This window comes from Salmonella sp. GDC200615, from assembly GCF_050574145.1.
Classification (GTDB): domain Bacteria; phylum Pseudomonadota; class Gammaproteobacteria; order Enterobacterales; family Enterobacteriaceae; genus Salmonella; species Salmonella enterica.
In genome coordinates, this window is sequence record NZ_CP192247.1 from 624,213 (window position 1) to 636,268 (window position 12,056).

15 protein-coding genes are annotated in these 12,056 nt (G+C 51.9%); 7 read left to right on the plus strand and 8 right to left on the minus strand.

Features of this window, described 5'->3' with window-relative positions; translation table 11 throughout:
- The first annotated feature begins 19 nt into the window (after window positions 1–19).
- Both groL and ACQ29O_RS02885 read left to right on the plus strand, forming a co-directional pair.
- Window positions 20–1,666 carry a chaperonin GroEL gene (gene groL, locus ACQ29O_RS02880; protein WP_000729131.1) on the plus strand — a complete coding sequence of 549 codons (1,647 nt, stop codon included), beginning with the start codon at window positions 20–22 and terminating at the stop codon, window positions 1,664–1,666.
- A gap of 243 nt (window positions 1,667–1,909) precedes the next feature.
- Complete coding sequence (locus ACQ29O_RS02885) at window positions 1,910–2,263, plus strand: DUF4156 domain-containing protein (RefSeq protein WP_000558210.1); 354 nt, start codon at window positions 1,910–1,912, stop codon at window positions 2,261–2,263.
- Between the two features lie 47 nt (window positions 2,264–2,310).
- Here ACQ29O_RS02885 and ACQ29O_RS02890 read toward each other — a convergent pair whose 3' ends face one another.
- Together ACQ29O_RS02890 and epmB are read right to left on the minus strand one after the other, a co-directional pair.
- Complete coding sequence (locus ACQ29O_RS02890; protein WP_001229228.1) at window positions 2,311–3,168, minus strand: YjeJ family protein; 858 nt, start codon at window positions 3,166–3,168, stop codon at window positions 2,311–2,313.
- Between the two features lie 281 nt (window positions 3,169–3,449).
- Window positions 3,450–4,478 (minus strand): EF-P beta-lysylation protein EpmB, encoded by a 1,029-nt coding sequence (epmB, locus tag ACQ29O_RS02895; protein WP_000940482.1) that lies wholly within the window; start codon window positions 4,476–4,478, stop codon window positions 3,450–3,452.
- Between the two features lie 40 nt (window positions 4,479–4,518).
- Here epmB and efp point away from each other — a divergent pair, with 40 nt between their 5' ends.
- The 3 genes from efp (at window position 4,519) to ecnB (ending at window position 5,533) form a co-directional block, all read left to right on the plus strand.
- Window positions 4,519–5,085, plus strand: coding sequence for an elongation factor P (efp, locus tag ACQ29O_RS02900; protein WP_000257282.1), 567 nt, complete (start codon window positions 4,519–4,521; stop codon window positions 5,083–5,085).
- A gap of 59 nt (window positions 5,086–5,144) precedes the next feature.
- Window positions 5,145–5,279, plus strand: coding sequence for an entericidin A/B family lipoprotein (locus ACQ29O_RS02905; protein ID WP_001595192.1), 135 nt, complete (start codon window positions 5,145–5,147; stop codon window positions 5,277–5,279).
- Between the two features lie 107 nt (window positions 5,280–5,386).
- On the plus strand, window positions 5,387–5,533 hold the full coding sequence (ecnB, locus tag ACQ29O_RS02910) for a lipoprotein toxin entericidin B (protein WP_000239598.1): 147 nt from the start codon (window positions 5,387–5,389) through the stop codon (window positions 5,531–5,533).
- Window positions 5,534–5,563: 30 nt separating this feature from the next.
- Here the strand turns inward: ecnB and ACQ29O_RS02915 are convergent, their stop codons facing one another.
- The gene (locus tag ACQ29O_RS02915) at window positions 5,564–6,151 is read right to left on the minus strand and encodes a helix-turn-helix transcriptional regulator (protein WP_000912960.1); all 588 of its coding nucleotides are present in this window, start codon (window positions 6,149–6,151) and stop codon (window positions 5,564–5,566) included.
- A gap of 256 nt (window positions 6,152–6,407) precedes the next feature.
- Here ACQ29O_RS02915 and sugE point away from each other — a divergent pair, with 256 nt between their 5' ends.
- Window positions 6,408–6,725 carry a quaternary ammonium compound efflux SMR transporter SugE gene (sugE, locus tag ACQ29O_RS02920; RefSeq protein WP_000118469.1) on the plus strand — a complete coding sequence of 106 codons (318 nt, stop codon included), beginning with the start codon at window positions 6,408–6,410 and terminating at the stop codon, window positions 6,723–6,725.
- Window positions 6,726–6,741: 16 nt separating this feature from the next.
- Here the strand turns inward: sugE and ACQ29O_RS02925 are convergent, their stop codons facing one another.
- The 5 genes from ACQ29O_RS02925 to frdA all read right to left on the minus strand — a co-directional run bounded on the left by ACQ29O_RS02925 (window position 6,742) and on the right by frdA (window position 10,680).
- Window positions 6,742–7,275, minus strand: a complete 534-nt coding sequence (locus tag ACQ29O_RS02925) for a lipocalin family protein (RefSeq protein ID WP_001259690.1) — start codon at window positions 7,273–7,275, stop codon at window positions 6,742–6,744.
- A 111-nt stretch (window positions 7,276–7,386) separates the two neighbouring features.
- A complete protein-coding gene (frdD, locus tag ACQ29O_RS02930; RefSeq protein WP_000609651.1) occupies window positions 7,387–7,746 on the minus strand; it encodes a fumarate reductase subunit FrdD in 360 nt (119 codons plus the stop codon).
- 10 nt (window positions 7,747–7,756) lie between these two features.
- Window positions 7,757–8,152: a fumarate reductase subunit FrdC gene (frdC, locus tag ACQ29O_RS02935; RefSeq protein WP_000208767.1), complete on the minus strand. Its 396-nt coding sequence runs from the start codon at window positions 8,150–8,152 to the stop codon at window positions 7,757–7,759.
- Between the two features lie 10 nt (window positions 8,153–8,162).
- Complete coding sequence (frdB, locus tag ACQ29O_RS02940) at window positions 8,163–8,897, minus strand: fumarate reductase iron-sulfur protein (protein WP_000829509.1); 735 nt, start codon at window positions 8,895–8,897, stop codon at window positions 8,163–8,165.
- Window positions 8,890–10,680, minus strand: coding sequence for a fumarate reductase (quinol) flavoprotein subunit (frdA, locus tag ACQ29O_RS02945; RefSeq protein WP_001192955.1), 1,791 nt, complete (start codon window positions 10,678–10,680; stop codon window positions 8,890–8,892). Before frdA ends, frdB begins: the two co-directional genes overlap by 8 nt.
- Window positions 10,681–11,002: 322 nt before the next feature.
- Between frdA and epmA the strand changes: the two genes are divergently transcribed.
- A complete protein-coding gene (gene epmA / locus ACQ29O_RS02950) occupies window positions 11,003–11,980 on the plus strand; it encodes an elongation factor P--(R)-beta-lysine ligase (RefSeq protein ID WP_000004790.1) in 978 nt (325 codons plus the stop codon).
- Window positions 11,981–12,056: the final 76 nt, after the last annotated feature.

Here is a 12,056-nt window from a genome sequence, read left to right on the forward strand (position 1 = left end):
AATTTAAGGGAAAGAGAAAATGGCAGCTAAAGACGTAAAATTCGGTAACGACGCTCGTGTGAAAATGCTGCGCGGCGTAAACGTACTGGCAGATGCAGTGAAAGTAACCCTGGGTCCGAAAGGCCGTAACGTGGTTCTGGATAAATCTTTCGGTGCGCCGACTATCACTAAAGATGGTGTTTCCGTAGCGCGTGAAATCGAACTGGAAGACAAGTTTGAAAACATGGGCGCGCAGATGGTGAAAGAAGTTGCCTCTAAAGCGAACGACGCTGCAGGCGACGGTACCACCACCGCGACCGTACTGGCGCAGTCCATCATTACCGAAGGCCTGAAAGCCGTTGCTGCGGGCATGAACCCGATGGACCTGAAACGTGGTATCGACAAAGCGGTTGCTGCTGCGGTTGAAGAGCTGAAGGCGCTGTCCGTACCGTGCTCCGACTCTAAAGCGATTGCTCAGGTAGGTACTATCTCCGCTAACTCCGACGAAACCGTAGGTAAACTGATCGCGGAAGCGATGGATAAAGTCGGTAAAGAAGGCGTCATCACCGTTGAAGACGGTACCGGTCTGCAGGATGAACTGGACGTGGTTGAAGGTATGCAGTTTGACCGCGGCTACCTGTCTCCTTACTTCATCAACAAGCCGGAAACTGGCGCAGTAGAGCTGGAAAGCCCGTTCATCCTGCTGGCTGATAAGAAAATCTCCAACATCCGCGAAATGCTGCCGGTTCTGGAAGCCGTTGCAAAAGCAGGCAAACCGCTGCTGATCATCGCTGAAGATGTTGAAGGCGAAGCGCTGGCTACCCTGGTTGTTAACACCATGCGTGGCATCGTGAAAGTGGCTGCTGTTAAGGCACCGGGCTTCGGCGATCGTCGTAAGGCGATGCTGCAGGATATCGCTACCCTGACCGGCGGTACCGTAATCTCTGAAGAGATCGGTATGGAGCTGGAAAAAGCAACCCTGGAAGACCTGGGTCAGGCGAAACGCGTTGTGATCAACAAAGACACCACCACCATCATTGATGGCGTGGGTGGAGAAGCTGCCATCCAGGGCCGTGTTGCTCAGATTCGTCAGCAGATTGAAGAAGCGACCTCCGACTACGATCGTGAAAAACTGCAGGAGCGCGTAGCGAAACTGGCAGGCGGCGTTGCGGTTATCAAAGTTGGCGCTGCGACCGAAGTTGAAATGAAAGAGAAGAAAGCCCGCGTTGAAGATGCCCTGCACGCGACCCGTGCTGCGGTAGAAGAAGGCGTGGTTGCTGGTGGTGGCGTTGCGCTGATCCGCGTTGCTTCTAAAATTGCTGACCTGAAAGGCCAGAACGAAGACCAGAACGTGGGTATCAAAGTTGCGCTGCGTGCAATGGAAGCTCCGCTGCGTCAGATCGTGCTGAACTGCGGCGAAGAGCCGTCTGTTGTCGCTAACACCGTTAAAGGCGGCGACGGTAACTACGGTTACAACGCAGCAACTGAAGAATACGGCAACATGATCGATATGGGTATCCTGGACCCAACCAAAGTTACCCGTTCTGCGCTGCAGTACGCGGCTTCTGTGGCTGGTCTGATGATCACTACCGAGTGCATGGTGACCGACCTGCCGAAAAGCGATGCTCCTGATTTAGGCGCTGCTGGTGGCATGGGTGGTATGGGTGGTATGGGCGGCATGATGTAATTGCCCACACCCTGCATCCTTCAGGCTGCAGATGTGTTGGCTAACCCCAGTCACTTACTTGAGTAAGTGACTGGGGATTAACAAACTGGCCGCCTTCCTGCAACCAGAATGATTTGGATGTTTATCTCCCAGAATTGAGAAACCCCCGGGCAGAAATGACCGGGGGTTTTTCTTTTAGTCATCTTTTTAGTATAAGATTCAGATACGGACAAAACGTCCAGCTCATTGATTATGGGGAATAACATGCACGTGAAATATTTAGCAGGGATCGTTGGCGCCGCGCTGCTGATGGCGGGTTGTAGCTCCAGCAACGAACTCACCGCTGCCGGCCAAAATGTACGCTTTGTCGAAGATAAGCCAGGCGCGGAATGCCAGCTAATTGGTACGGCAACCGGTAAACAGAGTAACTGGTTTTCAGGCCAGCACGGCGAAGAGGGTGGCTCAATGCGTGGCGCAGCGAACGATCTGCGTAATCAGGCAGCCGCGATGGGTGGAAACGTGCTGTATGGCGTAAGTAGTCCGTCACAGGGCATGTTGTCCAGTTTTGTCCCGACGGCCAGCGAGATGAACGGCCAGGTTTATAAATGTCCGAATTGATATGTCTGGATCGTAACGCCCTCTGAAAGATTCAGAGGGCGATATGGTTAGCGTTTTCCCTGCGATGATGCCATGCGTAGATTATGCAACGCGCGCATGCATTGATCTTGCGTCAGACGCGCTGCTTTACCGGTTCCAAGCGTTCTGACAAAAACCTTACACGGTTTTCCTTCCAGCTTTTTAAGACGCGGGCTGAAATTCAGCAAGCGGCGTGATATTGCTTCAGCTTCTTTAGAGCCTGACTGACTACGGGTCTTAATGATGGTGCCGCAATCATGCGATTGTCCTGCCTCATCCGTATAACGATAAACGAGCGCTAAATAATGGTTATACAGATTATGTTTCCAGTCAGGCTGGTTATAGGTATCGAATTCGATATTACCGTTTTCCAGGCAGTCAGCATCGTATAATGGTAAAAAGTCCAGCATTGAAGAAATACGCAATGCGAGCTCACGCATTTCGGCATTATTAATGGCGTGAATAATAGCCATCACCAGAACTTCAACCTGCCACTCACCGACCTGTAAATCAAGATGGCTACCATTGTGCAGCTTTAACGTAAAAGTTAATACTTTTTCTGTATTATCGCTCAACGCTAAAGATTCAACACGCTGATTAACATCGGCGTTTTCCAGCTCTTCACGGAGTATTGCCGGAATATTCTCATGCATTTTAAGCACATGACTGCTTTTGGCTTTCTGGCGTTTTTCCTGCTCTTGTTCCGGAAGCGAGTGTTGTAAATAAAGCCGGTGTTCAAGGCCGATCAACAAGTCTCGCAGCGCGAGTACAGGAAAGAAAAGCAGTGTTTCTTTATTTCTCAGTGACTTCACCTTAAGCGCCAGCGCGATAAACTTATCATTGTGACGAATAACGCCGGTATTTAGTCCCTTAATCGTTAAGGCCATGTCAATTCTCCACAAATATAAAATAATTAAATGTTTTACTGCAATGTATTTGATATATAAATTGTTTATGCCGTCCTATAAAAAGGAGAACCAGTATAATTCGAAAATGCAGTACACGCTAAGCGAGTCCTAAAACGGACTTTATTGAAAAGAGAGGACCGGAAAGGTGTATTTAACGAAGGTTAGTTTATCCTCGCCAGAGGGTGAGGAGAATCGCGGGGGAATCTCCTCGTAATATTGCGCGCTAATATTTTTCGTCGTCCCTGACGCGCCCGCGAGGATTAGCACTGCCGAAGCTGTAAATCCAGCGGTGTTTTGCTCGGTTCGCCGCCGATTTCACGCGCCAGTCTTGGCACCATATAGCCGGATACCAGCGTGAGCAGTTCGCGCATGATTTGCCGGGCTTCGTCATCGGTGACCATAAAATGCGCGGCGCCCTGCACTTTATCCAGCACATGCAGGTAATAGGGCATCACGCCAGCGTCAAATAGCGCGTTGCTCAGATTCGCCAGCGTTCGCGCGTTATCATTCACGCCACGCAGCAGGACACTCTGGTTGAGAAGCGTGACGCCCACGTGGCGCAGTTTCTTCATCGCTAGGCAGAACGCCTCGTCCACTTCATTAGCGTGGTTGATATGGTTCACCAACAAAATTTGCAGACGTGACTGGTCAAAGCGGGCGACCAGTTCGTCAGTAATGCGTGCCGGGATGACGATAGGCAACCGACTGTGGATGCGTAGCCGCTTGACGTGCTTAATGGCTTCCAGTTGCGTGAGCAGCCAGTCCAGCTCATGATCTTTCGCCATCAGCGGATCGCCGCCGGAAAAGATGATCTCATCCAGTTCCGGGTGTGCGGCGATATACTCCAGCGCGACTGTCCAGTTGCGCTTATTGCCTTGATTCTCCGCATACGGGAAGTGACGACGGAAACAGTAGCGGCAATTTACCGCACATCCGCCTTTTACCAGCAATAGCGCCCGGTTTTGGTATTTATGCAATAATCCTGGCACCACGCTGTGTTGCTCTTCCAGCGGGTCGGTGGAGAAACCGGGGGCGACAATAAATTCATCCCGGGACGTCAGTACTTGACGTAAAAGAGGATCGTCAGGGTTGCCCTTCTCCATGCGCGCAATAAAAGCGCGCGGCACGCGGAGGGCAAACAAGCGCCTGGCGTCCTGTCCTGCCCGGAGGTTTTCATCAGCTTCAATCTGTAAAAGATGCAGCAGTTCGTCGGGATTGGTCACAACATCGGCAAGTTGCGCTAACCAATCTTCTCGCAATGGGGTATTTAGGGTTACAATATGCGCCATTTTGTGGCTTAGCTACCAGTTAACAATTTCAGAGGGCCTTATGGCGACTTACTATAGCAACGATTTTCGTTCCGGTCTTAAAATCATGTTGGATGGCGAACCTTATGCGGTTGAATCCAGTGAATTCGTGAAACCGGGTAAAGGCCAGGCGTTTGCCCGCGTTAAGCTGCGCCGTCTGCTGACCGGCACGCGCGTTGAGAAAACCTTCAAATCGACCGATTCCGCTGAAGGCGCGGATGTAGTCGATATGAACCTGACTTACCTGTACAACGACGGTGAGTTCTGGCATTTCATGAACAACGAAACCTTCGAGCAGCTGTCTGCAGATGCCAAGGCTATCGGCGACAACGCAAAATGGCTGTTGGATCAGGCGGAATGCATCGTAACCCTGTGGAACGGTCAGCCTATCTCTGTCACTCCGCCGAACTTTGTTGAACTGGAAATTGTTGATACCGACCCAGGTCTGAAGGGCGATACCGCAGGTACTGGCGGCAAACCAGCCACGCTGTCTACTGGCGCAGTGGTTAAAGTTCCGCTGTTCGTGCAGATTGGCGAAGTGATCAAAGTCGATACCCGTTCCGGCGAATACGTATCCCGCGTAAAATAATTTACGTTATCGGGAAAAATGGTGCAGCGTATGCTGCGCCATCTTTTTTTCGCGCCTCAATGATGAAACGCTTTATCAGCCTTGTCGCGCTGGTTCTTCTTACCAGCACATTATTAACGGCATGTAATACCGCCCGCGGCTTCGGCGAAGATATTCAGCATCTTGGCCACGCCATCTCCCGCGCAGCCAGCTAATCGCTTCTCGTCTTCCTAAAATTAGTCGATCGCCCGTCATTTTCTGGGATGTTGTCTATTATTAAGTTGCTATACACAAACAACATTGGCTAGAAAAGGAAGACATTATGGTTAAAAAGACAATTGCAGCGATCTTTTCTGTTTTGGTACTTTCCACTGTATTAACTGCTTGTAATACCACGCGCGGCGTGGGCGAGGACATCTCGGACGGTGGTAGTGCGATCTCTGGCGCTGCAACCAGAGCTCAGCAGTAATCATCAACGGTACGGCATGGCGTCGTACCGTTAATCGATTTTCTCCGGAAGCATAAGAAAGGGAGAATACCGATTATCCATATGAAGTTTCATACGGATATTACGCTTATAGGTGTAAACCGTTTTCCCGTGAATGCCAAGCGCATACGCAATCTCTTTATTGCTGGTGCCTTCCGTCCACATCGCGAGCACTTTTTCCTCCTGCGGAGAGAGCAATGGCGTGGCGCTTTCCGGCGCTTCCTGCAGTGGATGAGTATGTAGCGCTCCTTTAATTCGTTGTGCAAGCTCATGTAAAGGCGTGTGTTTAGATAACACCTCATGACTGGCATATTGCGGTCTGTACGGCATATTCCCTGACTGTAATAATACCAACGGCGTCATCCTGCAGGCGGCAAAAAATGCATTGATAGGCTGTTCGGGTAAGGCATCGTTGAGAAAACCATATAAATCAGCGATAACCAGGTGGGGCTTCCATTGCAGAATATGTTCTTTCGCCAGTATAAGGTTATTCATCCCGGATACCAGCAGTGAAGAACTGAGCACATCAGTGTGATTAAGCCAGGCCTCCATGCCCGTACGGGTAAAGTGGCATCGGTCTATCACTAAAATTTTCAACATATTTTTTTGCACCCGGAAGTAGATAAAGCACTTTCTTTCCCAGAAGGCGTTCCATCATAGAGAACTCCTGTGGGCGCTAAATGCGAAAACTACGCGGCTTAAAAGGGCCAATTCCCGCCTTTAGACGGAAAAAAATAAAAAGGTTGAAATTCATTTTCTCTCAGGCAAGAATGGCTTTTCATCCGTATACGTTACAGGACGACCTGTAAACGCTATTCTCACCGGGGACGGCCCCATTAATTATCTGGAGCCTGCTATGTCCTGGATCATTCTATTAATCGCTGGTTTACTTGAAGTGGTATGGGCTGTCGGCCTGAAGTATACCCACGGTTTTTCTCGTCTGACCCCCAGTATTATCACCATTACGGCCATGGTTATCAGTATGGCGTTACTCTCCTGGGCAATGAAAACGCTGCCTGTTGGAACGGCGTACGCCATCTGGACCGGCATCGGCGCCGTTGGGGCGGCAATCACCGGTATCCTTCTGCTGGGCGAGTCTGCCTCACCGGCGCGTTTGCTCAGTCTTGGCTTGATCGTCGCGGGTATCATTGGGCTAAAACTCAGTGCGCATTAATTCGTCGCTGACATTGCTACGAACCTGATTGTTTTACCCAAATTAATTTATTGACGTCAAACCCCTCCCGGGTCGCGACGGCCAGCATTTGCTGTTTTATTTCCTCAGAAAGCGTTGGCGTGCGAGAGAGTATCCACAGATAGTCGCGATCCGGGCCGCACACCAGCGCATGACGGTATTCCCGGTCAAGCGCAATCACGTTATAGCCGCCGTAGAACGGGCCGAAAAAAGAGACCTTGAGCGCGGCGCGGTTTGGACTACCGGTAAAATACGCTTTGCCTTCTGTTTTTTGCCACATTCCCCGATCCGGGTTATAGCCTTTATTGATGACATTAATCCCGCCATCGTCACGCAGACTATAGGTGGCCGTGACTTGTTCCAGTCCACGTTCAAATCGATGATCGAGGCGTGCGATCTCATACCAGGTGCCGAGGTAACGTTTGGCATCAAAGTTATTTACCACGGTAACGCCTTTAGGCGGAGTAGGCGAACTACAGGCGACAACCAGAAATGCAGCCGTAACTGCAGCAACGACGGGCAGAGTGCGCATAAAATTTTCCTTCCAGTGTTTTTTTCTAAGTGTAGAACCTGGCGGGAAAATGAGAGGCAGGAAAAGAAAAAACGCCCTCTTATCGGGTAGATAAGAGGGCGTCGTGGCAACTTAGAGAGTGATAACGCCAATTGCCGTCACAACGGTCAGGATTACCGCCAGACCGTAAAAGACCCATTTGCCCGCGGGCACGTGGATTTTCAGGTCATGCATCGCGTGGTGCATACGGTGTAGGCCACACCATAGCGGCAGCACGATCATCAGGAACAGAAAAACGCGACCAATAAAGCTTTGGGCGAACGTCAGTACGCGCTCAAAACTCAGGGCATCGCCCGGAAATAGCCCCAGCGGCAGCATGATGCCAACCAGTAGCACGATCACCGGCGCGATGATCGCGCCCCACATACCGCCTGCGCCAAACAGTCCCCAGAATACGGGTTCATCAGAACGTTTTGGGTTTGGATTAATCATCCGGGACTCCTTACCAGAACAGGGCAACATACAGAATGACTACGGTGACTACCGCAGTGACCACCCAAAGCCCTTTGATGATTGGCTCTGGCCCCATTTTTTCGTCTTTTACAATGATATTGGCCGCCTTCGGCGCCAGTTCAAACCAGGTTTTGGTGTGCAGCAGCGCGGCCGCCAGGGTGATCAGGTTTAAGATCACTACCACCGGGTTTTGTAAAAAGCCGACGAATCCCATCCAGGATTCCGCGCCGTGTTTGAGCGCAAACAGACCGAAAATCAGTTCAATACTGAACCAGACTGCCGGCACCGCTGTGCCTTCGCGCAGCATATAAAAGCGATAAAACGGCGGTTTTTTCCACCAGGTGGACGTCATCGGCCGCACATAGGGTTTGCGTTTAGTCGTCATGTTGCACTCCTTAGCGTGGTTTCAGGGTGGCGATAAGAAAGTCTTTCGAGCTTTCCACTTTACCCTGCTGAATGGCCGCAGCCGGATCGACATGTTTTGGACAGACTTCGGAGCAGTAGCCCACGAAAGTACAGGTCCATACGCCGTTCGGACTGTTCAACTGCGCCATACGCTCCTTCTTACCGTGATCGCGGCTATCTTCGTTATAGCGATGCGCCAGCGTAATCGCAGCCGGTCCGATAAACTCAGGATTCAGACCGAACTGCGGGCACGCGGCGTAGCACAGACCACAGTTGATGCAACCGGAGAACTGGTGATACTTCGCCATTTGCGCCGGGGTCTGGACATTCGGCCCCTGATCTGGCGTGCGAGAGTTGCCAATAATGTACGGTTTGATCGCTTCCAGGCTTTCGATAAAGTGCGTCATATCGACAACCAGATCGCGCTCAATCGGGAAGTTCGCCAGCGCTTCCACCTTCATACCGTTGGTGTAATCGCGCAGGAAGGTTTTACACGCCAGTTTAGGGACGTTGTTGACCATCATGCCGCAAGAGCCGCAGATCGCCATACGGCAGGACCAGCGGTAGCTCAGGTCTGGCGACAGGTTATCTTTGATGTAGCCCAACGCGTCCAGTAGCGATGTTGTTTCATCATAAGGAACTTCATAGAAAGCACTGTGCGGCGCGGTATCGGTTTCCGGGTTATAGCGCACCACCTCAACTTTCAGGTTTTTCATCTCAGCCATTCGCCTTCTCCTTCTTATCGACTGCTTCCGCTTCACCGCCGTAAACACGTTTGGCTGGCGGCAGGGTGGTGATTTTCACGTCGCTGTATTCCAGACGGGTCGTGCCATCAGCATCGCGGAAGGCGAGGGTGTGCTTGAGGAAGTTCACATCGTCGCGCTCGGTACAGCCTTCATCCAGACGCTGATGCGCGCCGCGGGACTCTTTACGCGCCAGCGCAGAGTGCGCCATACATTCCGCCACGTTCAGACCATGACCCAGTTCGATGGTATACAGCAGGTCAGTGTTGAACACGCTGGAAGTATCGGAGATACGTACGCGCTTGAAACGTTCCTGAAGCTCGGCCAGTTTATCAACGGTTTTCTGCATCAGTTCCGGGGTACGGTAAATACCGCAACCTTCTTCCATAGACAGACCCATCTCATCGCGGATCTTCGACCAGTTTTCGTTGCCTTCCTGGTTCACCAGATTTTTCAGACGCTGTTCAATATCGGCAACCTGGGCGTCGAGCGCGGCGCTATTTGCGGCGCCTGCCGTAGCAGCGCGTTCCATTGCTTGTTCGCCAGCCAGACGACCAAACACCACCAGTTCCGCCAGCGAGTTGGAACCGAGGCGGTTCGCGCCATGCAGGCCAACAGAGGAGCATTCGCCAACGGCAAACAGCCCTTTGACACGGCTTTCACAGTTCTGGTCGGTTTCAATGCCGCCCATGGTGTAGTGCGCGGTCGGACGTACTGGAATCGGTTCTTTAACCGGATCGACGCCGACATAGGCTTTCGCCAGTTCGCAAATGAACGGCAGACGTTCATGCAGTTTCTTCTCGCCGAGATGACGCAGATCGAGGTGAACCACATCGCCGCGCGGCGTGGAGATGGTGTTGCCTTTACGCCATTCGTGCCAGAAAGCCTGGGATACTTTGTCGCGCGGCCCCAGTTCCATATATTTGTTTTTCGGCTCGCCCAGCGGCGTTTCGGGGCCCATGCCGTAGTCTTGCAGGTAACGGTAGCCATTTTTATTGACCAGAATACCGCCTTCGCCGCGGCAACCCTCAGTCATCAGGATACCGGAACCTGGCAGGCCGGTCGGGTGATACTGAACGAATTCCATATCACGCAGCGGAACGCCGTGGCTCAGCGCCATGCCCATCCCGTCGCCGGTGACGATGCCGCCGTTGGTGTTATAGCGGTATACGCGGCCTGCGCCGCCTGTCGCCATGACCACGGCGTTGGCGCGGATTTGCACCAGCGTGCCTTCCATCATGTTCATTGCCACCAGGCCGCGCGCATGGTTGTCATCAACCAGAATATCCAGCACGAAATGTTCGTCAAAGCGCTGGATTTGTGGGAACTGCAGGGAAGTCTGGAACAGGGTATGCAGCATATGGAAGCCGGTTTTATCCGCGGCGAACCAGGTACGCTCGATTTTCATACCACCGAAGCGACGCACGTTAACGCTACCGTCCGGACGGCGGCTCCACGGGCAGCCCCATTGCTCCAGCTGCGTCATCTCAGTGGGACAATGGTGGACAAAGTAATCCACGACATCCTGCTCACACAGCCAGTCTCCGCCTGCTACCGTATCGTGAAAATGGTAGTCAAAGCTGTCATGATCCTGGGCGACAGCGGCTGAACCCCCTTCGGCAGCGACGGTGTGGCTGCGCATCGGGTACACTTTTGAGATCAGTGCGATTTTAGCATTGGGATTCGCCTGTGCGGCAGCAATTGCAGCACGTAATCCCGCGCCACCGGCGCCTATAATGGCAAGATCGGCTTGAAAGGTTTGCACGACATTCCTCCAGATTATTGTAATTTCACCCTCGCGCAGCCAGATAAAGCCTCTGGGTTCTGCGAAGTATGAATGCGTTTCCACTGCTCCTTTATGGGTACAACAGTATAGTCTCAGGGATGTGAGGGAAATTTGACGTGTTCGATTTTTTTAGCGTATCAGAGGGATGAATTATCATTGATTTTGATTAATTTAATTACTAAACCATCTGAAATCACTTTTTTTACCCTCCAGAAGGCGCCCGATACGCCAGTGCAAAATTTGTTTCGCCCGCGCGTTGCGAGTAGACTTCGTGACCTTGTCTTAAACTGGAGAAAGAATCATGAGCGAAACGGCAACCTGGCAGCCGAGCGCGTCCATCCCCAATTTATTAAAACGTGCGGCGATTATGGCGGAAATCCGTCGTTTCTTTGCCGATCGTGGAGTGCTTGAGGTTGAGACGCCCTGCATGAGTCAGGCGACGGTCACAGACATTCATCTGTTCCCGTTCGAAACGCGTTTCGTCGGACCTGGCCATTCCCAGGGGATCAACCTCTATTTAATGACCAGTCCGGAATACCATATGAAACGCCTGCTGGCGGCAGGGTGCGGCCCGGTTTTCCAGCTATGCCGCAGTTTCCGTAATGAAGAGATGGGACGACATCATAATCCGGAATTCACTATGCTGGAGTGGTATCGCCCGCATTACGATATGTACCGCCTGATGAATGAAGTGGATGATTTGCTTCAGCAAGTGCTGGATTGTCAACCTGCGGAAAGTCTCTCCTATCAACAGGCGTTTCAGGGCCATCTGGAGATTGATCCGTTATCAGCAGATAAAACGCAACTGCGTGAGGCGGCGGCAAAGCTTGATTTAAGCAATATCGCCGATACGGAAGAAGACCGTGATACGTTGCTGCAACTGTTGTTCACGATGGGGGTTGAGCCGCATATAGGTAAAGAAAAGCCGACCTTTATTTATCACTTTCCGGCAAGTCAGGCATCGCTGGCACAAATCAGTACCGAGGATCATCGCGTCGCCGAGCGCTTTGAGGTGTACTACAAAGGTATTGAGCTGGCGAATGGTTTCCACGAACTGACGGACGCACGTGAGCAAAAACAGCGCTTTGAACAGGACAATCGTAAGCGCGCCGCTCGCGGTCTGCCGCAGCAGCCGATTGACCAAAATCTACTGGATGCGCTGGCCGCCGGTCTACCGGATTGTTCCGGCGTGGCGCTGGGTGTTGATCGTCTGGTGATGCTGGCGCTGGGAGCAGAAAGCCTGGCGGACGTGATTGCTTTTACGGTCGATCGGGCGTAAATCTGAAATTCACTCTTTCGCGAGATAAAATGGCGCAATAAGCGCCATTTTGTAGCATATTTTTTCAATTATCCTC